The following is a 24,282-nucleotide window of genomic DNA, read 5'->3' as shown; positions in this document are numbered from 1 at the left end:
GGGTTTACCCGGCACGCAGAGGATTCCACAGCGCTGCGGAATGGAACTGCTTGTCATTCTTCTCCGCGGGTGCTTTCTGCTCTTCTTCCAGCGCGCGCTGCAGCGACTTATCCATTTCCTCCAGCGCCTTGCGCAGCTCCTCGGAAAAGTTTTCCACAGCCTCTGTCGCCTGCTCGCTCATCTGCCCTTGGGCCTTTTCCATTTCCTGGCCCAGTTGCTCGAGCATCAGGTCCATCTGGTCACCGGCCTGCTCTGCGGACTGGTCAAACTGTTCCGACAGGCTTTTGCCCAGCTGGTCGAACTGGCGCAGCAGGTCGCCAAAGGCGTCGCCACGGGCGCTGCTGACAGTGCGCTCGTAATCCACCAGCCACTCGCCGTCCCGCTGCACCAGATAGGTGGTAAAGGAGCGTCCGGTGTATTGCGGGTGCTCTTTACTGGAGAAGCGGGAAACCACAGTGGCCTCATCGCTATCGATGATCACCCGTCCCCAGGAAGGCTGGTACTCGGCCCAGCGCGCAAAGTCGCCATCGAAACGCTCGGGGGCCTTGAGGGTGGAATACTCGGCGACGTCCGCGGCATCCCCCTCGACGGCGGCCTGCCAGAACGCCTTGGTCACATCCTGCGGTGATTCGGGGCCGGAGCAGGCGGCCACTGCCGCGCTCAGTGCAACGATTACGATGGTACGGAGAGTATGGAATTTCATAGTGGGACACCTGCTCAAACCGGCTGCTCGGGCAGCCTTCAAGGCTAGGGAAGCTAACGCTCTCGGTGTCGGATGGCAATAAGAAAAGTGGACTGGCACGACGTGGCAAATATCGCGCTCATCCTAAGCAGGCTCGGGGGAGCGCCTCACGCAGCCTCATTGCGCCTGCAGCCGGAAACCTCACGCCCCGGCTCCCCGTAGTGGGACTGCAGTGCGCTCAGTAGCACTCTAGTCACCAGTTCGGTCACGACTTTTTCAGCACACATACCTGATCACCGTAGTAGTTGTCGGCGTAGTTACATTCAAGGCCCCCTTGGGCTCCGGCATTGATAGTGCGGTTCTGCATAGTGTTTCTCCCTGACTCTGAATGAGCCTGCTGTTGCTACGGGAGTCAACATAAGCCTCGGGCGGCGGTGAGTGAAATCAAATAAACCTCTTGCCGAAATAACAAAAAACTATCACCTAAAACCATCCAATAGATCCCGGCGTCATGCTTGTTTAACGATTCCGGGAAGTTCTTAAAAACTGGAGCCTGCGCCTCTGGTATTTGCTGCTTTGCTGAGGCAGACTAAGCAAAAATGAAAACGTTTACATTTGTCGTGCACGCAGTCGCCGCGACAAAGCGATCGATGGGATAGCAATAACAACCATGAACAAGCTCAGTCAGCTCCGTGAAATGACCGCGGTAGTGGCGGACACCGGCGATATCAACGCCATTCGCCAGTTCACCCCGCTGGATGCCACCACCAACCCCTCTCTGTTGCTGAAAGCCGCGCAGCAGGCGGAATACCAGCCACTGATCGATGATGCCATTGCCTGGGCTGCGACCCAGGGCGGTAGCAGCAGCGAGCAGACCGGACTTTGTGTCGACCGCATCGCCGCCAAGATCGGCAATGAAATCCTGCAGATCGTTCCCGGCCGCATTTCCACCGAGGTGGATGCCCGGCTTTCCTTCGATACCAGCGCCACGCTGGAGCGCGCCCGTCGCCTGATGGATCTGTATGCACAGATGGATGTGGCGCCAGAGCGGGTACTGATCAAGATTGCCTCCACCTGGGAGGGCATCAAGGCCGCAGAGATCCTCGAGCGCGAGGGTATTCACTGTAACCTGACGCTGCTATTCAGCTTCGCCCAGGCCCGCGCCTGTGCCGACGCCGGCGTCACCCTGATCTCACCATTTGTAGGCCGCATTCTCGACTGGTACCTGCAAAACACCGATGCCACGAGCTTCACCAAGGAAGAAGACCCCGGCGTGCAGTCGGTACGGCGCATCTACCAGTTCTACAAGGAACACGGTTACCAGACCACGGTGATGGGCGCGAGCTTCCGCAATACCGGGCAGATCGAGGCGCTGGCCGGTTGCGACAGCCTCACTATCAGCCCCAACCTGCTGGCGGAACTCGCTGCAGACGGAGGCGACCTGCCCCGCGCCCTGAGCGCTGACTCCGCCTCGGGCAAGACTGCCGTGGCAATTAGCGAAGGTGAGTTCCGTTTCCAGCACAACGACAATGCGATGGCCCACGAAAAACTGGGCGAAGGTATCCGCAAGTTTGTGGTGGACCAGGTCGCCCTGGAAGACCAGCTGAAAGCCCGCGCTGCGCAGAGTGAAACCGCCGCGGAGATTGCGCAATGAGCGGCGAAAAAAATGTATTCCTGGGGATCGACGCCGGTACCCAGAGCCTGAAACTGCTGGCCTATGACGCCACGCAGAAAGAAATCCTGTATGTCACTGCCGCACCGCTGGAGCTGATCAGCCGCGACGACGGCACTCGCGAACAGATCGCCGAATGGTGGCTGGATGCGCTGCGTCACTGCATGGCAGAGCTGCCCGCAGAGATCAAGGCGCGGGTGCGCGGTATCGGCGTTTCCGGCCAGCAACATGGCTTTGTACCGCTGAATAAAGCGGGCGAGGTGATCGCACCGGTAAAGCTCTGGTGCGATACCAGCACCATCGCCGAGTGCGAGGAAATTACCGCGCGTTTTGGTGGTGTTGATCGCTGTATCGACGCCGTCGGCAATCCGATCATGCCCGGCTACACCGCCCCCAAGATTCTGTGGCTGAAGAAAAACAAGCCGGAAGCCTATGCGGAACTTGCGCATATCCTGCTCCCGCACGACTTCCTGAACTTCACCCTCACCGGCAAGATCTTCACCGAGTACGGCGATGCCTCCGGCACTGGCTACCTGAATGTCCTGCGCCGGGAATACGACCGCGACATGCTCGCGGCCATCGACCCCGAACGTGACCTCCTGCCATTGTTGCCGCCTCTGCTGGAAGCACACGCTACGGTGCCACTGGGCGAAGCGGCACGACAGGTATTCGGCCTGCCCGCGGGTGTCAGGGTATCCACCGGTGGCGGCGATAACATGATGGCCGCATTCGGCACTGGCTCCATTAAGTCGGGCGTGCTGACCCTCAGTCTTGGCACCTCGGGCACGGTGTTTGCCCACAGTGACAAACCGGCGATCGACCCCGAGGGCGACCTGGCGGCGTTCTGCTCCTCATCCGGCGGCTGGCTGCCACTGCTGTGCACCATGAACTGCACCGTGGCCACGGAGATCACACGCAAATCACTGGGCAAGTCCATCGCCGAGTGCGAGCAGCTTCTGGAAGCATCCTCAGCCGGCGCCGGCGGTCTCGTTAACCTGCCGTTCTACAACGGAGAACGCATTCCCAACCTGCCCCACGCCCGCGCCAGCCTGCACGGTATGACCGATGGCAATACCACGCCGGCGAACCTGTATCGCGCGGCCATGGAAGGCGCCACCTACACACTGCGCCGCGGGCTGGATGCCTTCAATCGCGCCGGGCAGCAGTTCAGCGCTATCCGTCTCACCGGGGGCGGAGCCAAAAGTCCGCACTGGCGCCAGATGGTGGCAGATATTTTCAACCTGCCGGTGGAAATCCCCGCGCAACAGGAAGGCGCGGCCTTCGGCGCAGCAATGCAGGCCCTGTGGGCCTGTGGCGAGAAGGGGCAGGACCTGCCGGCCCTGATTGATGAACACCTGGCACTGGACAAGTCCCTCGGGTGCGCACCACATCCCGAAGCCGTAACCACTTACCAAACCCACTATCGCAATTTCCTGGATCTGCTCAGCCAGCAGTACCCGGATATTCAATAAGTTGTGAGCAACACAGAATCACTCTGGAGAGAAACATGAGCAGAAACCTATTTGTCGGCGACAAAGAATTCTTCCCCGAGATCGGCCAGATCAAATTTGAAGGTCGCGAATCCGATAACCCGCTGGCGTTCAAATACTACGATGCCAACAAGATCATCGGCGGCAAGACCATGGAAGAGCACCTGCGCTTTGCGGTGTGTTACTGGCACACCTTCTGCAGCAAGGGCGCCGATCCGTTTGGCCGCGATACCCAGGTATTTGCCTGGGACGACGCTCCCAATGCAATGGCCGCCGCGCAACAGCGCATGGACGCAGTCTTCGAATTTGCCACCAAACTGGGCGTACCCTACTACTGCTTCCACGATGTGGATATGTCTCCGGAAGGTAACACCGTCGCGGAAACCGAAAGCAACCTGGCGAAGATGGTAGAGCTGGCCGCCGAGCGCCAGAAAGCATCCGGCATGAAGCTGCTGTGGGGCACCGCCAACATGTTCTCCCACCCGCGTTACATGAACGGCGCCGCCACCAACCCGGATTTCAGCGTGGTCGCGCGCGCAGCCAGCCAGGTGAAAGCCGCACTGGACGCGACCGTCGCACTCGGTGGTGAAAACTACGTATTCTGGGGCGGCCGCGAAGGCTATATCTGCCTGCAGAACGCCAACACCAAACTCGAGCAGGAAAACCTCGCGCGCTTCCTGACCATGGCGCGGGACTACGGCCGCTCCATCGGCTTCAAGGGCGACTTCCTGATCGAGCCGAAGCCCATGGAACCCACCAAGCACCAGTACGACTTCGACGCCCAGACCGTGATCGGCTTCCTGCGTCACTACGGCCTGGACAAGGATTTCAAACTGAACATCGAAGCCAACCACGCCACCCTGGCCGGCCACACCTTTGCCCACGAACTGCAGATGTGCGCCGACGCCGGCCTGCTGGGCTCTGTGGATGCCAACCGCGGCGATTACCAGAACGGCTGGGATACCGATCAGTTCCCCACCGATATCTATGACGCCGTACACGGCATGATGGTGATTCTGGAAAACGGCGGCTTCAAAAATGGCGGCCTCAACTTCGACGCCAAGGTACGCCGCGAGTCCATCGATATGGAAGACATCTTCCTCGGCCATATCGGCGGCATGGACACCTTCGCCCGCGGCCTGGAAGTGGCCCACAAAATTCTCACCGAGTCCCCGTACCGGAGCTGGAAAGAACAGCGTTACGCCAGCTTCAGCGAGGGCAACGGCAAGGCGTTTACCGAAGGTAAACTGAACCTGGCAGACCTGCGCAACCTGGCCGCTGAAAACGGCGAACCGCGCCCGACCAGCGGCAAGCAGGAGCTGTATGAGAACCTGATCAATCAGTACATCTAAGCAGTATGCTCTGATTGATGTCACCTCAACGTCAGATGACTCTCGCTTCAGGCCCGCATTTGCGGGCCTTTTTTATCTTTGGGAAAACTGACTTTTTACTCTTTCCATCACTCGCTGGAACGCCATAGACACTTCCGGTGTCACGACGTCGGACTGCTTCTTTCCGGCGAGAATATCCGCGCTGACCGCAGAAATTTCATATTCAAAACCTAATCCTTTACGGCCGTCAGAGAAACTGTCTATGCACTCATCCAGCTGGTAAAGACTGCACCGGTCAGCGCGCCAAAAATCCGGAATCGCGATGTAACCCTCTTCGCCGATAATATAGGCCCAATTCTGCAGCTTACAGCGGAAAGAGGTCGCCAGCGTCGCTATGGCATCCCGGCCATAGTCCGCCACGATCACCACATCATCCTCCACACCATTCGGTGCGAGATGTGAATGCACCGAGAGCTCATCAGGCTCGCGACCCAGAAAATACTGGGCAATTGCGATGGGATAGATACCCATATCTAACAGACATCCACCTGCCAGCCGAATGTCGTATTCACGCCCACTATTGGAGAAGGGAATCGGGTAGCCGAAGTCGGCTTTGATATGGCGAACTCTCCCGATGCGGCCCTCGTCTACCCACTGTTTAGCCTGCTGGATAGCGGGCAAAAACCAGGTCCACATCCCTTCCACCAAATACACGCCCTTGTCCCGAGACAATGCGGTGACCTCCGTACACTCCACCGCACTGATCACCAGGGGCTTCTCACACAACACAGCCTTGCCCGCGTTAAGCGCATCAATGGTTTGCGCGCAGTGAAAGTTATGCGGAGTGGCGATATACACCGCATCCACATCTTCGCAGAGCATTAATGCCTGATAACCGGTGAACGATTTTTCTATCGCATATTGCCGGGCAAATTCAGCAGCTGAATCACCATTGCGTGCTCCCACAGCGACCAGCTCAGCGTTTTCCGCATATTGCATATCTCTGGCGAATGAATGTGCGATGCGCCCCGCACCAATAATGCCCCATCTAACTTTGTTCATTGTGAGCTCATGTTGCCGGCGACCATTCAAAAAGCCGGCGCTATGGCGCTTGGCTCTGTGGTCCTTTCAGTGATACAAGATTGCCGTAGCGGGCCAACACCATTGTGTATTGAAGGTAATAGATCACGGGATTCGCTTCGCTGTTCACGACCGCAGGACCGCCACACTCCGGCACCTGCCGTGTGGCTGCTACGTCAGCAGGCACTTCATGAACCAGCCAGTAACCGCCAAAAAAAAACGGTATCCGGGCTAGCCCGGATACCGCAATCGACGAAACACCATCCTGAGAATAAATCTGACTCGCTCAACTTCGGTAAATTACCGGAAGTTTCGGACATCTAGCGCAGCCTGTTCGCAGTGACTGGCGACGATTACGCCGCGCCAATATGTAAACGTTTACAATAATATAGTATTCAATAGCATCATGCAAAGAAATCCCAAGCGCTTAAATAGCGCTCTCCAGCTGACTGGAATAAACCGTATCCGGATGACTAATTTACTGCGAAAAAATCCGCCAAATCGCTCAAAAAATTCAAATCCGAGATTGCGCTGTTCAGTAAGGCCAGTTTGCCTTTGAAAAAACACCGCCGTCCACCCACAAGGTTTGACCTGTGACAAAAGACGCACGGGCATCAGCAAAGTAAGTCACCGCATTGGCGATATCGGAGGGCAAACCCACCCGCCCCATAGGGGCAATGGCCCCCCAGACCTTTTCGTAGTCCGGTGCCTCGTCCCGGGTTCTATCAATCAGGATTCCCCCTGGCGCCACACAGTTCACGCGAATACCAAACTCTCCCAATTCAATCGCAGCGGACTTGGTCAGCATCTCGACGCCCCCCTTGGATGCGGCATAGTCAACCAGATTGGGGAATGCCAGCTTGTTACAGCCGCTTCCAATATTCACAATACACCCCTTTACTTTGTGCTCGACCATCAGTCGTGCACCCAGCTGAATATTCAGGAAGGCGCCTTTCAGATTTGTGCGTATGACCTTGTCCCAGTCGCTCTCCTGCAACTCCAGTAACGGCGCCCAGGTCTGCACCCCGGCATTATTTACAATGAGATCCGGTGCGGTTCCAAAACGCAGCTGGACGCCCCGATAAAATTCGTCGACCGCGGCTTTATCACCGACATCGCAGGGTACAAAAAAGCATTCACGCCCCAATTCTTCACACTCTTCTATCAGAGTCGTGGCCTGCGCATCCTCACGCAGATTATTCACTGCAAGATCCCAGCCCTCAGCCGCCAACTGTAAAGCGATTTCGCGCCCAATCCCCGCGGTTCCCCCGGTGACCACTGCCAACTTCTTGTCACTCTTCATTATTCTGCTTTCCACGTTCACCCGTACCACCGCCGCGCGGCGATCGGCGTGCATCCCGATTGCTTCAGGTCGATGTGTTGATTAATCGCGGGCTTCTGCCCCGCCACACAGGTGCAAATGTAAACGTTTACATTTATGCGTGCAAGCGCCGCGGAAATCAGGGGCCTTCTCGGTGAAGCGCTACACCATCATTTTGCGAATCCGCAACAGATACCAATTTGGCGGTGCAAACGTTAACATCCGTGCGTTGCCGCGGCGGGGGAAGCCCGTTTATTCCGCCCCGTTCAGCCCCAAATTCAGGCAAAAGCGGCCCGCTACAGATAAAACCAACAACAGGTATCCCGGTGTCCATCAAAAAAGTCGCCCAGCTCGCCGGTGTTTCCACCGCCACCGTTTCCCGCTACCTCAACAACCCCGAGCAGGTAAAAGAGCGCACCCGCCTCAAGGTGCAGTCGGCGATTGATGAAACCGGTTATGCTCCGAACACCCTGGCCCGCAACTTCCGCCGCGGCCGCACCAGCCTGATCGTGGTGGTGCTGCCCACCGTTGGCGATCCCTTTCTGGAAAATGTCATGCGCGGTATCTGGCGGGTCGCGGATGAACAGGGCTACAGTATTCTGATCCGCGACACCCAGTCGAATTCACACGAATTCGACGAATATACCGATATGGTCTTCTCCAAACAGGCAGACGGGATTCTGCTACTTGCCAGTATTTCCCCCTTTGAGGAACCCACCGGTAAACCCAAGGCCAGCAATAAAGCGCACCCACCTATTGTCCTGGGACTGGAAAGTGTGACCGCTGAACTCAATCAGTTCCCCAGTGTGCGAGTAGATAACGTGGCTGCCGCTGCGGATGGCACCCACTACCTGATTCAACTGGGCCACCAGCGCATCGGCTTTATTGCGGGCAAACGCAACTCGCTGCTGACGCACGACCGGGAGAAGGGATACCGCAAGGCCATGCGCAAAGCCAAGCTGTCCGTGGCAAGCGGCTGGGTGGTCGAGGGAGAGCAGACCCTTGAGGGCGCGCGCCGCGCAACCCGCCGGCTTCTCTCGCACAAAGAGCGCCCCACCGCCATCTTCTGTGCCAACGACGAAATGGCCCTCGGCGCGATACACGAAATCAAAAATGCCGGACTGAAGGTTCCCGAGGATATTTCAGTGATCGGATTCGACGATATCCGCTATGCCGAAATCATGGATCCACCACTGACCACCATTGCCCAGCCGGCGGAAGAGATTGGCGAACGCACCATGCGACGCCTGTGCCAGGCCATCGAAGGAAGCGATGGGGACAGTGAAGCGGAAATCGTTCCGCACAAACTGATCGTCAGGAAGTCCACTGCCAACGCGCCACGCTGAAGGCCGATACGGCGGCGCTGCTTACAAAGCGTCGCCCCCTCGAATCCTCAAATTTCCCCCGGCTCGCCCACAGAAAAATCCCGCACATACCCCGTTGCAAAATGTAAACGTTTACATTACGCTGAAACGGTAACTGCCCAAGGGCAACTTCCCGAAAATAAAAATGCCCCCAAAGGGCCCAGCGAGCATGAGTGAAATCAACACCGGTCAACCCCCGTCAAGTGACGCAGGCGATGACAACAAGATAAAAGCCGAGCGCAAAGTTACCCAAGGCTCTGCGCGAAATGATGTGCACCCAAATAATTCTGCCGACAGAGTGCATTGTGTCTGGGATGCCAAGGCCACGCTCGGCGAGGGCCCCTGCTGGGTTGCACGAGAGCAGGCCATCTACTGGGTCGATATCAAAGAGTTCCTGTTACACCGCTTGTGTACTGTCACAGACCAGCGGCGAAGCTGGCATATTCCGGAGCAGGTCACAGCGCTGGCACCGCGCAGAAATGGCGGTTTCATTGCCACCCTGCGCCATGGTTTCGCACTGCTGGAAATACCGCAACTGGAAGAAACCGTACATATCAAAGTGCTTGGTACCCCGGAACCAGAACGCCCAGGTAATCGCTTCAATGACGGCAAGGTCGACAGCAAAGGACGTTTCTGGGCCGGCAGTATGGATGACGCGGAAAGTAAACCCAGCGGTGCGCTTTACCGGCTTGATGGTGACTGCGCGTGGCAGAAAATGGATGACCAATACGTCATCACCAACGGGCCTACATTCAGCCCGGACGGCCGCACTCTGTATCACACCGACACACTTGCCAGAACCATTTACGCATTTGACCTGGCCGAAGATGGGCGCATCGGCAACAAGCGCCAGTTTTTCAAGTTTGAGGATAGCAGCGGCTTCCCCGATGGCATGACCGTCGATCAGGAAGGTTGTCTGTGGGTATGCCACTTCTTTGGCTGGGGCATCACGCGAATATCTCCCAAGGGCAATATTGTTGGGCGCATCGATTTACCGGTTTCCAACGTCACCAGCTGCACTTTCGCCGGCGACAAGATGGAAACACTGTACATCACCACCGCACGCAAGGGCCTCAATGCAGAGCAACTGAAAAATCAGCCTCTCGCCGGAGGCCTGTTCCGCTTCGAGCCAAAAGTGCGCGGCCTGGAACCCGGAATCTTTGCCGGCTGAGTATCACGAAATTATTGCCCCTTACGGAAAGAACAAATAACCATGAACAAACCACTCTACGCAAAAGACTTTTTGCCCGCAGACGGGACATCCGGCACCCTGATCGGTCGCGCCTGGATTCCTGCTGCCCGCAGCCAGAACAAGATTGCCGGGCCCAGCCCAATACTGGTAGCGGAGGACGGAGTATTCGACCTGAGCGCCATCGCCCCCACGGTTGCGGAACTTATCAATAGCGGCTTTGACCGCTCCCGCCTGGACCCGGGCAAGGTTCGCTATTTATGCAGCGTGGAAGACCTGCTGCATAACAGTCACTCCGAGAGCCGCAACAGCGAATTACCCCACCTGTTGGCACCTGTAGACCTGCAGGCAATAAAAGCGTGTGGCGTGACCTTTATGTGCAGCATGCTCGAGCGCATCATTGAGGAGCGGGCCGGCGGCGACAGCGCCCGCGCCGCCGATATACGCGCCCAGCTTTCCGCAAAAATCGAAGGTGACATCGCGGATATCAAACCCGGCTCCAGGGACGCGGAGGCACTGAAAGAAGTCCTGCAGAAAGAAGGGCTCTGGTCTCAATATCTGGAAGTAGGCATCGGCCCATACGCCGAGGTCTTCACCAAATCTCAGGTCCTTTCCGCAGTGGGTAGCGGTCAGCAGGTGGGCGTGCTGCCCTTTTCTGAATGGAATAACCCGGAGCCGGAAATCGTTCTGCTGGTTAACAACCGGGCGGAAGTCGTCGGGGCCACTCTGGGCAACGATGTAAACCTGCGGGATATCGAAGGCCGCAGCGCCCTGCTGCTCGGCAAAGCCAAAGATAACAACGCCTCCTGTGCCATCGGCCCGCTGGTGCGACTGTTCGACCAGACATTTTCTATCGACGATGTCCGCAAGGCGGACGTCTCCCTCAATATCCGCGGCACCGATGGGTTCGAGTTGAATGAAGTCAGTCCCATGACCGCCATCAGTCGCGACGTGCTGGACCTGGTCGGCCAGACCTTCAACCGAAATCACCAGTACCCAGATGGTATTGCGCTGTTTACCGGCACCCTGTTTGCCCCCACGCAGGATCGCGACCACGAAGGCCAGGGTTTTACCCACAAGCTCGGCGATACCGTGACCATCGCCACCCCCAAGTTGGGCGCACTGATGAATACCGTGACGCATACCGATAAAGCACCGCAATGGGAGTTCGGAATCTCCGCGCTGATGAAAAACCTGAGCCAGCGCGGACTGCTCTGACATTCCCGAGATGCGAGTTGCGCGCGCAAAGCCGTCGCGAACCAAACAATTCAATTTAGGAGTAACTCATGTCCATCAAACGCAATTACATCGCCGGAGAGTGGGTTGAAGGCAGCGACACCACGCGCAATATCAATCCCGCCGACACCAGCGACATCGTCGGCGAGTATGCGACCGCGGACGCTGAACAGACCCGCTCCGCCATTGCCGCCGCACATGCGGCATTCCCCGCCTGGTCACAGGCTGGCATCCAACAGCGCAGCGAACTGCTCGATCGCATCGGCCAGAAAATCCTCGACCGCAAGCAGGAGCTGGGAGAGCTGCTCGCCCGCGAAGAAGGCAAGTCCCTGCCCGAAGCCATCGGCGAAGTGGGCCGCGCGGGCCAGATCTTCAAGTATTTCTCCGGGGAAGTTCTGCAGCTGCGCGGTGATATCCAGCCATCCGTACGTCCGGGCCTGGAGGCGAGTGTCACCCGCGAAGCCCTGGGTGTCATCGGTATGATCACTCCATGGAATTTTCCCATCGCGATTCCCGCCTGGAAAATTGCACCGGCCCTCGCCTACGGCAACTGCGTGGTGTTCAAACCCGCGGAACTGGTACCCGGTTCCGCCCACGCACTGGCCGAGATCATTGTCGAAGCCGGTGTGCCCGCAGGCGTCTTCAACCTCGTGATGGGCCCGGGCCGTGTGGTGGGCGACACCATCGTCAATGACAAGCGCGTGGACGGTATCAGTTTCACCGGCTCGGTAAACACCGGTCGCAATATCGCTGCAGCGGCGGTCGGCCGTATGGCCAAGGTGCAGCTGGAGATGGGCGGTAAAAACCCGCTGGTGGTCCTCGACGATGCCGACCTGGATACCGCCGTGGAATGCGCGGTCAACGGCGCCTACTTCTCTACTGGCCAGCGCTGTACTGCCTCCAGCCGACTGATCGTCACCGAAGGCATTCACGACCGTTTTGTGGAAGCCGTACTGGAGCGTTTGAAGTCACTCAAGGTTGGCAACCCGCTCAACCCGGAAACACACATTGGTCCGGTGGTGGACGAACGTCAACTGCAGCAAAACCTGAAGTATGTGGAAATAGCAAAGGAAGAAGGCGGCAATCTGGTTTTCGGTGGTGAACAGCTGCAACTGGAGACCGATGGCTTCTTCCAGCAGCCCGCACTGATTATCGATACAACCCCCGAAATGCGGATCAATCGGGAAGAGGTGTTCGGACCGGTCGCCAGCGTCATCAAGGCGCGCGATTACGAACACGCGCTTGAGCTGGCCAACGATACGGAATTTGGGCTCTCCGCCGGGATTGTTACCCAGTCGCTCAAGCACGCCACCCATTTCAAGCGCCATGCACAGGCGGGCATGGTGATGGTGAATGTGCCCACCGCTGGTGTCGACTATCACGTTCCATTTGGCGGTCGCAAAGGATCGAGCTACGGTGCGCGCGAACAGGGCAGCTACGCCCGCGAGTTTTACACTACAGTTAAAACAGCATACACATCGGCCTGAGCACTTCAGGTCACGCAGGGAATCGCGCGTATAACGCAGTAGAGGTCACCAAGATGAATACGCAGCTACCGGTTAAATCCCCGACACCCGCAAAAACTTCCGTGCTCGCAGTGCAACATGAGTCCGAGCCGAGCAAGGCGGAATCGAGCACTAAGACCGGTCGAAGTCGCGCAAACTTGGGACTCCGATACCCGAAAGAGCTGGAACGCTGTTTTGTGCTGGGTAATAACTGATACCACGAGTCCGCGGCCCTGTTGCCCGACAGTAGCAGGAGCTGGCAGCGACAGAAAGTTTTGACTCTCCCCCGATCGTTTTGATCGGAATGGTTGGACTTTAGCCCCGCTACGGCGGGGATTTTTTCCGATGCTGATCCGTCACATAATAATTACGTTTTCTTTAAACCAGTTTCACATAAACCCATCCGCTTCATAACTGGAATGCATAACTGCACCTGCCGCCTGGCGTCGGCAGCAAACTGACACTCTCGCCAACACAGTGACCGACTGTAAGGCGGTGCGATTCAAGATAACGATAACCAACGCGGCTTTGACCATGACTGATTCTAAAAACAAACCTGCTGGAAAACCTTCATCCCCATTGCGCAGCGCCCGCTGGTTCGACGACAAGGCCCATGCGGACCACACCGCCCTGTATCTGGAGCGCTATTTCAACTTCGGCCTGACCCGCGAGGAATTGCAGTCCGGCAAGCCGATCATCGGCATCGCCCAGACCGGCAGCGATCTCACGCCCTGTAATCGGCATCACAAGGATCTGGCACAGCGGGTCAAAGACGGTATCCGCGACGCCGGCGGTATCCCCATGGAGTTCCCGGTACACCCGATTTTCGAACAGGGGCGCCGTCCTACTGCCGCGCTGGACCGCAATCTCGCAACCATGGGCTTGATCGAGATCCTGCACGGCTACCCGATCGATGCGGTGGTATTGACGACCGGCTGCGACAAGACCACACCGGCGACCCTGATGGCCGCACTGCAACTGGATATCCCCGCCATTGTCTATTCCGGCGGGCCCATGCTGAACGGCTGGCGGCCGGTCAGTTGTGAGGGCGATACCGAAGAAACCGAGCGCGAGGAGCGCGTCGGCTCGGGTACCGCCATCTGGCAGAACCGGGAACGCCTGGCCAAGGGCGAACTGGATTACGCCGGCTTTATGGATGCCTCGGCGGAATCCGTGCCCAGCGTCGGCCACTGCAATACCATGGGAACCGCGCTATCCATGAACGCGCTGGCAGAGGTGCTCGGCATGTCGCTACCGGGCTGCGCCGCGATTCCCGCCCCCTACAAGGAACGGGCGCAAATGGGGTACCACACCGGGCGGCGCATTGTGGAAATGGCGTTCGAGAATCTGAAACCTTCGGGCATCCTTACCCGTCAGTCATTCCTCAATGCGGTGATCGCCTGCAGCGCCCTAGGTGGATCGACCAATGCGGTGGTGCACCTGCTGGCACTGGCCCGGGGCCTTAAAGGCGTGGAGCTGACCATGGACGACTGGCAGCGGTACGGCGAAGACATTCCGCTGCTGGTGAACTGCATGCCGGCAGGAAAGTATCTGGGAGAAGAGTTCTACCGCGCTGGCGGAGTGCCCGCTCTTCTCAAGCAGCTCATCGAAGACGGCCTGATTGACGGCAGCCAGAAGACGGTCACCGGGCACAGCCTCGAGCACAATTGCGCAAACTTTTCGGTACGCAATCGCGATGTGATTTTCCCCACGGAAACCCCGCTGATGGAAAAAGCCGGTTTCGCGATCATGCGCAGCAATTTTTTCGACTCGGCGTTGATGAAAAAATCCGTCATCAACGACGACTTCCGCAGCAAGTATCTGCAGGATCCCAAACGTCCCAACTGCTTCACCGCCCGCGCCATCGTATTCGAGGGTCCGGAAGACTACCGCGCGCGTATCGACGACCCCGCACTGGATATCGACGAGCACTGCATTCTGGTGGTACGCAATGTGGGCCCGGTGGGTTACCCGGGCTCTGCTGAAGTAGTGAACATGCTGCCGCCCAAGCGACTGGTCAAGGCCGGTATCAGCTGCCTGCCCACTCTGGGCGACGGTCGCCAGAGCGGCACTTCCGGCAGTCCCTCCATCCTGCATATCTCCCCGGAGGCTGCCGCCGGTGGCGGTATCGCCCTGCTCGCCACCGGTGACATGATCGAGGTAGACCTGGACGGACACCGGGTAGATGTGAAGCTAAATGCCGAAGAACTCGCTGCTCGACGCGCACAATTGCAACAACCCCTATTGCGCAACCAGACGCCGTGGCAGGAAATCTATCGCAACACGGTCAGCCAGCTGGATACCGGTGCCGTCATGGAGACAGAAGAGGAATACGTGCGAATTCTGGATACGCATCCCGTGGGGCGACATTCTCACTGATGCGCACGGATTCGCACTATTTGGACGAACCGGAAACCACACTCGGCAAACGGCTGCTATCTTTTGGGCTCATCTAGTTAACGCCCGGGGAAAGCAGCCATGGCATCCAGCCCGTTAAAGATTCTCGCCATATCCGGCAGTCTGCGTAAGAGCTCGTTCAACAGTGCCGCGCTGGAAACCGCGGCAGAGATTGCCGGCGACAGCGCTGAATTCACTTTCGCAGACCTGTCCGCCATCCCGCTGTACGACCAGGACCTGCGTGACCAGAGCGTACCGGAAGCAGTGGAAACCCTGCAGCAGCAGGTGCTGGACGCCGATGCCATCCTGTTCTCTACCCCGGAGTACAACTACTCGGTCTCCGGGGTGCTGAAAAATGCCATCGACTGGCTGTCGCGGGTGGATCCCCAGCCATTCGCGGATAAACCGGTGGCGGTGATGAGCGCCAGTATGAGCGCCTTCGGCGGTGCGCGGGCGCAGTACGATCTGCGCCGGATACTGATTTACCTGAACGCCCACTTTGTGAATAAACCGGAAGTAATGATCAGCTTTGCCCACAAGAAATTTGATGACAGCGGCAAGCTCACTGATGAGGACACCAGAAAATTTATCGGGGATCTGCTGACAGCTCTGGATAAGTGGGCAAAGCGGTTGGCATGAGCGAAAGTTTTAAGCGGTCTCCGCGCTGGAAACTTCCGACGCTCATTACCCCAGTAGCAACTCCCCTTCAATAGGTATAAATTGATTGGCAGCATCCATCAGCGATTTCGCCGTCAGGGCCTGCACCCCGTAAATCTCTACCCGCTTTCCTTTGGCGGTGCGCAGCTTGTCCACCAGGATCGAGAAGTCTCCATCCCCGGACACCAGAACCACGACATCGACATCCGCGGACTCCTCCAGCGCATCAATGGTGATGCCCACATCCCAGTCTCCCTTGGCTGATCCATCCGCGCGCTGAATAAATGGCTTCAATTTCACCTCGAAGCCGATTGCGCGCAAGATCTTCTGGAAGGCCTGCTGTTTCTGGTCACCGCGATCCACGGCATAGGCGATCGCTTTCACCACATCTCTGCCCGATGTGGCCTGGGCCCAGAATGCGTTGTAATCGAAGTTTCGGCTGAACGCCTGTCTTGTCGTGTAATAGACGTTCTGGACGTCGACTAAAATCAGTATTTTTTTAATACAGTTCTCCAAAATTCTCGGGCACCCAGATGACGCAGTAACAGTCTCAGGGTCTATTTATCGGCAAGATACAGGATATGTACAAATAGCTTATCCCGAATACCAGGGATACCAAACTGTTTGTAGCCAAGGATTTTCACCTTGGCACCCGCGAACATTTGAAAACTTGGCTGGGTGAAAGGGGTCACTTCGGCAGCCTTAGCGCTGGCATCGTACTTGATATCTTCATGTACCTTAAGGGACTTGATGATCTTCGGAACATCCTGGTTTCGATAAAAACTTATACCGCCATCACCAACCGTTACCACGGAATTGACATCCGGCAGCCCCTCCTCGACAAATGGAAACTTTTCTTTGCCGACCAACCTGTATTCCTCACCATTGAAGGTTACGCTCGCCTTTCCCTGGTAACCATAGGCAACCTGTTCGGGGATATAAACGTATCCAGTGCGTCCTTCACACCCCAACATGGGGCAGTGCTCTGCATATGCAGTCGACGCCGTAATAATAGTGACAGCAAGCAGGATGAGTTTTTTCATAATTCTGTTCTCCGTGATTTAACACAGCTTTATTTTCTATTTCTGCAAAAAAATGCCGGGCGACACGGCCCGGCATTTTCTGATTCACGACCTGCACGCAGGAGTATCTACGTTCAGGCTCACCGCCACATATCAGTAGTATCCGACACTGTCCGCGTAGCTAATCAGCTTGCTGCCGTAATTACCGCCCCACTCGTAGCCATAGCGGCGCTCCGCATCAATCGCCATGATGTCGTACTGCTTGATACCGGAACGATCGGCAAAGAAGCCGGTATCGTCGCCCAGGTTGTAGAAACGGTACCACATGGTACTTCCCGGTTTACTCTGGATCGGGTTGTAGGTGTCGTCATCACTGCTGCTTGCGCGCTTCACATAAGCGGTATCGGCAACCTGTACTGCGGGGCTACGGTACCAGGCAAGTGCAGCGCGTACCGAGGCTTCTACTTCTTCTGTCTGCGGCTGGGACATCAGGAAAGCAGTTACCAGCATGGACTCTTTGCCGCTCTTGGATTCCAGCTCGTAGCTGCGCGCACCGCGGGGCTCATAGGTGACCGGATCGTGCTGGGCACACCATACGGTTTTTGCATCCGCCTGCACAATCTGCGCCTTCAGAATAAATTCCACGCCTTTACCGATGGCAGCCTCCATGCGGGTGCGCTGTTCATCGGTAAACAGGTCACCATCCAGCGGCGCTTCCAGACGCGTGGCGTGATCCAGCAGGATCAAGACTCGCGCCATAGCGCCGTCATTGAAGGTGACATGATTGGAGTAAGTAGTACCGGTACGCTTGGGGTAGACCTGCGGCCAGCCACCACTTTCGTATTGCATGGTGAGCAGAAACTCGAGCGCATCACGGGCGGCGTCACGGTACTTGGAATCTCCACTGCGCTGGTAGACGTCAGCCAGGAACATCAATTCGGTCACGGTGGCATCGTTGTCGATGGTGCCCAGTTCCACACCACCTTCCCCGGTCCAACCGGAACGGTCGCTGCTGCCATTCCACGGCGCCTCGTAGGTGGATTCATCATTTTTGTAGAACCCACCGTGATCCATCTGCCAGGTGATCATATTGTCCGCGCGGGTCTGGTCCGCGACGAGGCTGCTACCCAGCCAGGACTTGTAGTTATCCAGTTCACCGTAGATCGGGTTGCCGGTTTGCGGCAGGATGACTGCGTCCGAGCCACCGGAAGAGGAAGAAGAGCTGGAACCACCGGACGAGGAGGAACTGCTCGATGAGCTGGAGCTACCGCCGGAAGAACTGGACGAGCTGCTGGACGAGCTGGAACTCGAGGAGCTGGAAGAGCTGGAGGAACTGCCACCATCGCCACCGCCGCCCCCACATGCGGTGAGCAGAACAGAAAGTGTTGCTGCGGCAAACGGCATCCATTTCATATTGAACATAACTATACCTGTAAGGCTGAAGGAACTTCGCCGCCCGGCAGTAAGCTCGGGCATCTGCTTTTTCGAGCGCACCATCAACGGCTTTGCGCGTTTTTATTTTTCTTTCTCCAGAGCCAAAAAAGCCCCGCAAGCGGGGCAAAAAATGGCAAAGGGTACAAGAGGGACTTAGAAATCCACGGTCAGGCCAAGCTGGTAAGCCGGGCCATAAGCTTCCACGTTGTACAGGATACGGCCGCCAGAATCGGCATTGCCGGAGAAGTACTGCTGATCAACGTTATCGGACAGGTTCACCGCATCGAAGTAGGCGCGCACGCCGTCAGCTACACGGTAGGTTGCCTTGATATCGAAGGTCAGGGACTCGTCCTGGTACATGTCCGCCCACACACGACAGTTCGCTGCGTAACCCAGCTCAGCATCCGCAGAGATATCGGCTGCGGTACAGCCACCGATACGTTTGAGGATTTCGCTGGTGTAGTTGGCGATAAAGCGCACGGAGAAGTCATCGTTCTCCCAGCCCAGTGTCAGGTTGGCGGCGGTGTCTGCAGTCTCCGGCAGCTGAATGGAACCAGCGCGCACGGATTCACCTACATTACCGTCACTGCTCTGCAGGGTCAGGTTGGACTGAACGAAAATATTGTCCAGGTAGCGACCGATATTGTGATCTTCCCACTGACCGTCAAAGTAGTGGCTGGCGCTCAGCTCCATACCGTATACCTTGGCGGATTCACCGTTCAGGTAAGTATTGACGTTGGTCAGTTGGAGATCCGCCGGGATCTGGAACAGGTCTATCTGATCGATCGGCAGCGCAAACGGGGTGTCCGCGATATTCATGCGGATACCGTTGGCATCAACGATGAAGTCCTTGATGTCTTTGTAGAACAGCGCACCTTCGAGGAAAGTGCTCTCGCCATAGTAGCTCAGGGACAGGTCGAGGTTGGTCGCGCGCATCGGGTCCAGCGACGGGTTACCGATACGTACGGTGTTGTCACCGGACATGGCGAAGTTGTCGCGCTGATAATCGAGGTCACCGCGGGCGGAACCGATATCGTTCGGGTCTTCGTTACACTGGCCGACGAACTCGGAGTCGGGATCGGTGTTACAGAAAACTACGCGATCGGTGACTTCGAAGAAGGCACGGCTTTTACCAAAGTCCGGGCGGGAAAAGCTGGTCCAGATGGATGCACGGCCCAGCAGGTTATCGCTCAGTTCGTGACGGTAATGCAGTGCCGGCAGGAAGATACCGTAGTCGTTACCGGTCTGCTCCAGCGGCAGGGCGATATCCAGCGAGGTCAGACCCTGACTGTCTTCGTTGCGGTCGTTGCGCAGCGCCATATAACCGGTAGAGGTGAAGTCGGTATAGGCGTAACGCGCACCGGCAATCAGCGTCGCTTCCGGCAGCACCTGCATTTCCGCCATCAGGTAGGCCGCAGCAGTGTCTTCGGTCAGCTCGTAGTCGAGCCTGGTGGAATCCAGCTCTTTCTGTTCCGGGTCGTAATTGTCACCAATAGCGCGGGTGCCGTTGATCAGGCGCTCGGCATCCTCACGGGTAATCACGGCGTGGTCAAAGTTGTCGTTGACCGGAACGTAAGTAGTGAAGTCTCCCAGGCGGGAACCCGCCAGGGTGATACAGTCCAGGTCGCCCGCACAGCCGGCTACCGCTCGGTCAAACGGCACGATGCTCGCGCGGTTTTTGTCGTTGCTGCGAGTGCGCTGGTTGACCTTCACACCGGTTTTCACGTAGTTCACCAGGCCCGCATCCCAGTCGTGACGCAGGTTGAAGGAGAACTGGTCGACGGCATCCTTACGCAGGGAATCTTCCAGGAACAGGTTGTCGTAGTTCAGGTTGGGCTGTTTTACCTTGCCGTACTGGTAACCGTTCGGGCCGGATACTGCACCGGAGACGATGCTGCCGTTCTCAACCAGCTCGTCGAGCTGCGGGCCGGAAATCAGCTGGCCATTCAGGAATTCATCACCGTAGCTACCCAGAGCGTTCAGTTCACGCAGGCGGAACTGCACACGGCGGCCATCTGGCTTGGCGTTTTCACTGCGGGAGGAAACCACTTCGTAATCCATTTCCCAGCCGTCGCCAAAGCGGTTTTCGCCGCCCAGTGCCACAGTGTCGGTGGTGACTTCGGACTCTTGGATAAAGAACTGCTGCTGCAGATCCACGCTGCTGCCACCGAACACCTGGTTCTCTTTATCGATAAACGCCAGGTCTTCGTCACCGTTATCCCAGTTGAAACGATAGTACTCACGCATGGCGATATCGTTATCGGCGTAGCTGGTGTGGTTCAACTTCAGGTGGTAGCGGCTGTTGTCATTGGGTTGATACTCAACGTTCAGCAGACCGGCCATACGCTCGCGCTCGGCGTTTTCCTCGTAGGTTGTAAACTCCCACGGGATAATCATCTGCTCGCCGCCAATCTCTACATACTGGGGCAGCGTACTGCTATGGTGCTTGGTCTGGAAGCCGCGGGTTTTACGCTTTTCCCAGGAACCGGTGTAAGCCACACCGATGGTATCGTTCAGGAACAGGTTGGTCCCCTGCAGGGTGATCTTGGGAGAATCTGCTTCGACCTGATCCTGATAGTAATTCTGCGCACGGAATTTAACGGTATTTCTACCCCGATCCAACGCCGACATCGTTTTCACATTGATGGAACCACCGATCGCATCCAGTTCCATATCCGGGGTGAGGGATTTGTTCACCTCGATGGACTGCAGTACGTCGGACGGCAGGCTGTCGAGGGAGAAGGCGCGGTCTTCCAGCGCTTCGTCGGTACCGCCACCGGCGTTTGCCATGGCACCGCCGTCCATACGCACGCTTACCATGCCGGCGCCCAGACCGCGCAGGTTGACGAATTTACCTTCACCTTCGCTCTTCTGGAGGGTGATACCCGGCATACGCTGCAGCAATTCGGCCACGTTCTGGTCAGAGAAGTTACCGGCATCGTCCTGGGTCACAATAGAGCTGAAGTTGTCCTTGCCGCGCTCTGCCGCGCGCGCATTCAGATCCGCATTGCGCACACCTTCTACATACACTTCCTCGACAGAAGCACTGGAAGACTCTTCCTGCTGCTCCTGCTCCGCTTCCTGGGCTACCAGAGAGGCGGAAGTAGCCATGGCGATGGCCATGGCGAGAATCTGTTTCTTATAAGTCATTTTGACTCTCCCATCGGTTTTAATGGGCCCCTCATCCGCTGGGGCCGCTTCGATGTTTTTTTGAAGGCCGCCGGCCTGACACTTAGACCGGCGACTCACCTTTAGCTGGCTGATTCGCACAGCTTACTGGTAGCTCACCTTGAAGTTGTCGATCACTACCGGCATGCCTTCAGTACCGCTGTCACAGCGGACCTGCAGGAAGGAGTTGGCAGTGCCCAGGTCACTTTCAATGGTGACGGTGCCCAGTGGCTGGTCGCCATCGGCCAGCTGGGAGGCAAACTTCTCAACCAGTTTGGAGCTGCCGCCGTGCAGGGACTTGCTGGAGCTGGAGGTGTTGTTGTCCACATACACTTGGCACTTACCGCTTTCCACCGAGGTGTTGGGGTTTTCCACCACTTCGAAGGTAATCACGTAAGGCTTGCTCAGATCCAGGTCGCCACGGCCAGAGGTATCGGTGTCTGCAGTGTCCACGTCCGGAGTGGCATCACCGATGGAGAAGCGCGCGTTGTTCAGGGCCAGGGTGCCACCGGCAACGGTGATACGAGAGCTGCCACTGGTGACGTTGAACATTGGCTTGCTCGCGTCGCCAGACTGACCGCGGTACTCGGCAGTGAAGAAGTTGGTGCTTTCGGTTTCCGAGTCTTCCACCAGACCAACGCCGTTGAAGTTCTCGTCAAACACCGCGGATGCATCGGCACCGGCGTATACGTCCAGCTCACCGATACCTGCGGGCAGCTCACCTACCAGCTCTTCAGCGGTCAGGCCCGCGGCAGTGGCGTTATCGGTCCACACCAGCCAGTCGACATTCGCGTAGAACTCGCTGCTGGAGCCTTCACCAATGCGCATGCGGCTGCTGGAAGAACCACCGTCGCGACCGTTACCACTAAAGCTGCCTACTTCCACACCGTCGCGGTAAATGGTCGCGGTGATGTAGTCGGTAGTGGTGGCCGGATCAACCACGGTGAAGGCTACCTGATAGGTGTGGTAGCCATCGCTCATATCCATATCCACTTCCGCGGTAGAGTCATCAGACAGGAATTTATCCAGCTGAATCTTGCTGCCGTCCGGACGCAGGATGGTTTTGATACGCGCGGGACCGCGATCGACAATACCGCCGTCACCCAGGTGGGTTTCGATTTCAAAACCGCGCGCCCCTTGGGATGCCGCATAGGAGGTATCGATACGGGTTACGAAGGTAAAGTGCTTGGGATAAGTGTTCGCGTCGCCAACAATGACGTCGTTCAGGTCACCAACCGGCTTGGCGTCTGCGCCAATGGTGTCCAGGGTCATGATGCCCAGCTCGTCGCTGGTGAAGAACGGCAGTTCGTCTTCGCCGAATTCGAAGCTGGTCGCTTCACTACCATTGATTACCACAGCGCCCAGCTCGCCAGGGTGCATACAGCCATCGTATACATTCCACAGGATGCTGTTGGTCGCTGACGGGTCTACAGAAGTGGTCGGGGAACAGTTATCGCCAACCGGGGCTTCCGGAGTTGCCATGGCGGCATCACTCCATTCACCGGCGCCAACGCTGTTGACCGCGCGCACCCAAACATTGTACGTGCTGCCATTTTCAAGTTCGGTCAGTGTGGTGCTGGTCTCGGACAGGCCTTCGACGATATCCGCCGCGTTCACATCGTCGCCAGTGCTGTAGGCCACGTCATAGCTGATGGCACCAATGGCGGAAGCCCAGCTGACTGCGATCTGCGCGTCGGTGGCAAACAGGCTCGGCGCTTCCGGCGCGTCTGGCGCGGTGGCCGGCTGGAATACGGTACAAGCAGGCAGGTCGCCCTGGGTGTCGTCTTCCTGGCGCTCCACCAGCAGGTCATCGAAGATTACCGAGCTGCCACCTTCCACACGGAACTGCAGGAAAGAAGTCGCGGTACCCACCTGAGACGGGCGCACGTCTTTCACTTCGCCGCCCTGCTCAAAAGTAATATCGCCTGGAACATTGATCTGTACACGCTTGCCCGGGATCAGATCGGCGGCCGGTACGTTGAAGATACGCGAACCGGAACCACCGCCACCCCATACGGAGTTGGCTTCGCCGGAGGTGTTGTTATCCACATACACCTGCATGTTGCGGCTGCCGGAAGCATCTTTCACACAGAAAGAAATCCGGTATGGCTGGCTCAGGTCCAGTTCACCCCAGGTGGTTACGTCGTCGGAAGTGGTGGTGTCTTTTTTCGGATCCGCGTCGTCGATATCCGGACGGGTCTGACCCGCAGCAAAACGACCGGTATCCAGCAGCATGGCCGGGTTGCCGTTGTCGCTCACGATTCCCATCTGGTCCAGGGAAACTTCTACGCCATCGGCGGGATTGTCATTCAGGAAGAAACAGCAGGTGGGATAGTAGAAAGACGGCCATGCGTCTTCCGCATTGTTGGCGTCGAGCGCCTTGTATTCCTGACTGAAGAAGAACTGGGTATCGGCTTCATCGAAGTTGACGAAAAGGTCATCACCGAAGTTTTCGGAAAGGATCGGGCCTTCGGCGCCACCACCGGAAGAACCACCACTGGAAGAGCTGCCACCGGAAGAACTGCTGGAAACCGGCGGCGGAGTGGTGACCACATCCCCCTGGTTATTCTCATCAGCACCACCGCCGCCACAGGCGGTCAGTGTCCCCATAATGCACAGCGCGAGTGCGGATTTTGCCCAAGGTAAAGGTTTCATGCTCACCCCTTGTCTCTCATTTGTCGGTCGTTATTTTTATGAGCCTGGTTACATCTCCCGGATGCCGCACTTTTTTAGT

General features: G+C 57.3%; 17 protein-coding genes. 9 read left to right on the top strand and 8 right to left on the bottom strand.

Annotated features, from left to right (window positions below; all coding sequences use genetic code 11):
• Positions 1-4: 4 nt before the first annotated feature.
• Positions 5-703 carry a hypothetical protein gene (locus tag HUW35_RS08395; RefSeq protein ID WP_181255126.1) on the bottom strand — a complete coding sequence of 233 codons (699 nt, stop codon included), beginning with the start codon at positions 701-703 and terminating at the stop codon, positions 5-7.
• A gap of 649 nt (positions 704-1,352) precedes the next feature.
• On the opposite strand from HUW35_RS08395, the gene tal reads away from it, so the two are divergent.
• The 3 genes from tal to xylA are packed head-to-tail and all read left to right on the top strand — an operon-like array spanning position 1,353 to position 5,196.
• The gene (tal, locus tag HUW35_RS08390) at positions 1,353-2,336 is read left to right on the top strand and encodes a transaldolase (protein ID WP_181255125.1); all 984 of its coding nucleotides are present in this window, start codon (positions 1,353-1,355) and stop codon (positions 2,334-2,336) included.
• Complete coding sequence (xylB, locus tag HUW35_RS08385; protein ID WP_181255124.1) at positions 2,333-3,826, top strand: xylulokinase; 1,494 nt, start codon at positions 2,333-2,335, stop codon at positions 3,824-3,826. Before tal ends, xylB begins: the two co-directional genes overlap by 4 nt.
• 35 nt (positions 3,827-3,861) lie before the next feature.
• The gene (xylA, locus tag HUW35_RS08380; RefSeq protein ID WP_181255123.1) at positions 3,862-5,196 is read left to right on the top strand and encodes a xylose isomerase; all 1,335 of its coding nucleotides are present in this window, start codon (positions 3,862-3,864) and stop codon (positions 5,194-5,196) included.
• A 72-nt stretch (positions 5,197-5,268) separates the two neighbouring features.
• Here the strand turns inward: xylA and HUW35_RS08375 are convergent, their stop codons facing one another.
• Together HUW35_RS08375 and HUW35_RS08370 are read right to left on the bottom strand one after the other, a co-directional pair.
• The gene (locus tag HUW35_RS08375; protein ID WP_181255122.1) at positions 5,269-6,237 is read right to left on the bottom strand and encodes a Gfo/Idh/MocA family protein; all 969 of its coding nucleotides are present in this window, start codon (positions 6,235-6,237) and stop codon (positions 5,269-5,271) included.
• A gap of 553 nt (positions 6,238-6,790) precedes the next feature.
• The gene (locus HUW35_RS08370; RefSeq protein WP_181255121.1) at positions 6,791-7,558 is read right to left on the bottom strand and encodes an SDR family NAD(P)-dependent oxidoreductase; all 768 of its coding nucleotides are present in this window, start codon (positions 7,556-7,558) and stop codon (positions 6,791-6,793) included.
• A 344-nt stretch (positions 7,559-7,902) separates the two neighbouring features.
• Here HUW35_RS08370 and HUW35_RS08365 point away from each other — a divergent pair, with 344 nt between their 5' ends.
• From HUW35_RS08365 to HUW35_RS08340, 6 genes are all read left to right on the top strand, one after another.
• The gene (locus HUW35_RS08365; protein WP_181255120.1) at positions 7,903-8,922 is read left to right on the top strand and encodes a LacI family DNA-binding transcriptional regulator; all 1,020 of its coding nucleotides are present in this window, start codon (positions 7,903-7,905) and stop codon (positions 8,920-8,922) included.
• 187 nt (positions 8,923-9,109) lie between these two features.
• Complete coding sequence (locus tag HUW35_RS08360) at positions 9,110-10,111, top strand: SMP-30/gluconolactonase/LRE family protein (RefSeq protein WP_181255119.1); 1,002 nt, start codon at positions 9,110-9,112, stop codon at positions 10,109-10,111.
• Positions 10,112-10,153: 42 nt separating this feature from the next.
• Complete coding sequence (locus HUW35_RS08355; protein WP_181255118.1) at positions 10,154-11,347, top strand: fumarylacetoacetate hydrolase family protein; 1,194 nt, start codon at positions 10,154-10,156, stop codon at positions 11,345-11,347.
• 68 nt (positions 11,348-11,415) lie between these two features.
• Positions 11,416-12,852, top strand: a complete 1,437-nt coding sequence (locus tag HUW35_RS08350; protein WP_181255117.1) for an aldehyde dehydrogenase family protein — start codon at positions 11,416-11,418, stop codon at positions 12,850-12,852.
• 552 nt (positions 12,853-13,404) lie between these two features.
• Positions 13,405-15,249, top strand: a complete 1,845-nt coding sequence (locus HUW35_RS08345) for an IlvD/Edd family dehydratase (RefSeq protein ID WP_181255116.1) — start codon at positions 13,405-13,407, stop codon at positions 15,247-15,249.
• A 99-nt stretch (positions 15,250-15,348) separates the two neighbouring features.
• The gene (locus HUW35_RS08340; protein ID WP_181255115.1) at positions 15,349-15,906 is read left to right on the top strand and encodes an NADPH-dependent FMN reductase; all 558 of its coding nucleotides are present in this window, start codon (positions 15,349-15,351) and stop codon (positions 15,904-15,906) included.
• 45 nt (positions 15,907-15,951) lie between these two features.
• Here the strand turns inward: HUW35_RS08340 and HUW35_RS08335 are convergent, their stop codons facing one another.
• From HUW35_RS08335 to HUW35_RS08315, 5 genes are all read right to left on the bottom strand, one after another.
• The gene (locus tag HUW35_RS08335; RefSeq protein ID WP_255463558.1) at positions 15,952-16,440 is read right to left on the bottom strand and encodes an NYN domain-containing protein; all 489 of its coding nucleotides are present in this window, start codon (positions 16,438-16,440) and stop codon (positions 15,952-15,954) included.
• A gap of 41 nt (positions 16,441-16,481) precedes the next feature.
• Complete coding sequence (locus HUW35_RS08330; RefSeq protein ID WP_181255114.1) at positions 16,482-16,967, bottom strand: hypothetical protein; 486 nt, start codon at positions 16,965-16,967, stop codon at positions 16,482-16,484.
• Between the two features lie 132 nt (positions 16,968-17,099).
• Positions 17,100-18,368: a pectate lyase gene (gene pelA / locus HUW35_RS08325; RefSeq protein WP_181255113.1), complete on the bottom strand. Its 1,269-nt coding sequence runs from the start codon at positions 18,366-18,368 to the stop codon at positions 17,100-17,102.
• Between the two features lie 165 nt (positions 18,369-18,533).
• Positions 18,534-21,530 carry a TonB-dependent receptor gene (locus HUW35_RS08320; RefSeq protein ID WP_181255112.1) on the bottom strand — a complete coding sequence of 999 codons (2,997 nt, stop codon included), beginning with the start codon at positions 21,528-21,530 and terminating at the stop codon, positions 18,534-18,536.
• A gap of 123 nt (positions 21,531-21,653) precedes the next feature.
• Entirely contained in the window at positions 21,654-24,203 is a 2,550-nt protein-coding gene (locus HUW35_RS08315; protein WP_181255111.1) for a fibronectin type III domain-containing protein, read from the bottom strand.
• Positions 24,204-24,282 lie beyond the last annotated feature (79 nt).

This window comes from Microbulbifer sp. YPW1 (assembly GCF_013367775.1).
Taxonomy (GTDB): Bacteria; Pseudomonadota; Gammaproteobacteria; order Pseudomonadales; family Cellvibrionaceae; genus Microbulbifer.
The sequence above is the reverse complement of the archived record's forward strand: the minus strand, read 5'-3'. Positions and strand labels throughout refer to the sequence as shown.

Bases quoted from the DNA above. Each gene is read 5' to 3' on its own strand.
- HUW35_RS08395 (WP_181255126.1), bottom strand. From the start codon at position 703: ATGAAATTCCATACTCTCCGTACCATCGTAATCGTTGCACTGAGCGCG.
- tal (WP_181255125.1), top strand. From the start codon at position 1,353: ATGAACAAGCTCAGTCAGCTCCGTGAAATGACCGCGGTAGTGGCGGAC.
- xylB (WP_181255124.1), top strand. From the start codon at position 2,333: ATGAGCGGCGAAAAAAATGTATTCCTGGGGATCGACGCCGGTACCCAG.
- xylA (WP_181255123.1), top strand. From the start codon at position 3,862: ATGAGCAGAAACCTATTTGTCGGCGACAAAGAATTCTTCCCCGAGATC.
- HUW35_RS08375 (WP_181255122.1), bottom strand. From the start codon at position 6,237: ATGAACAAAGTTAGATGGGGCATTATTGGTGCGGGGCGCATCGCACAT.
- HUW35_RS08370 (WP_181255121.1), bottom strand. From the start codon at position 7,558: ATGAAGAGTGACAAGAAGTTGGCAGTGGTCACCGGGGGAACCGCGGGG.
- HUW35_RS08360 (WP_181255119.1), top strand. From the start codon at position 9,110: ATGAGTGAAATCAACACCGGTCAACCCCCGTCAAGTGACGCAGGCGAT.
- HUW35_RS08355 (WP_181255118.1), top strand. From the start codon at position 10,154: ATGAACAAACCACTCTACGCAAAAGACTTTTTGCCCGCAGACGGGACA.
- HUW35_RS08350 (WP_181255117.1), top strand. From the start codon at position 11,416: ATGTCCATCAAACGCAATTACATCGCCGGAGAGTGGGTTGAAGGCAGC.
- HUW35_RS08345 (WP_181255116.1), top strand. From the start codon at position 13,405: ATGACTGATTCTAAAAACAAACCTGCTGGAAAACCTTCATCCCCATTG.
- HUW35_RS08340 (WP_181255115.1), top strand. From the start codon at position 15,349: ATGGCATCCAGCCCGTTAAAGATTCTCGCCATATCCGGCAGTCTGCGT.
- HUW35_RS08330 (WP_181255114.1), bottom strand. From the start codon at position 16,967: ATGAAAAAACTCATCCTGCTTGCTGTCACTATTATTACGGCGTCGACT.
- pelA (WP_181255113.1), bottom strand. From the start codon at position 18,368: ATGTTCAATATGAAATGGATGCCGTTTGCCGCAGCAACACTTTCTGTT.
- HUW35_RS08320 (WP_181255112.1), bottom strand. From the start codon at position 21,530: ATGACTTATAAGAAACAGATTCTCGCCATGGCCATCGCCATGGCTACT.
- HUW35_RS08315 (WP_181255111.1), bottom strand. From the start codon at position 24,203: ATGAAACCTTTACCTTGGGCAAAATCCGCACTCGCGCTGTGCATTATG.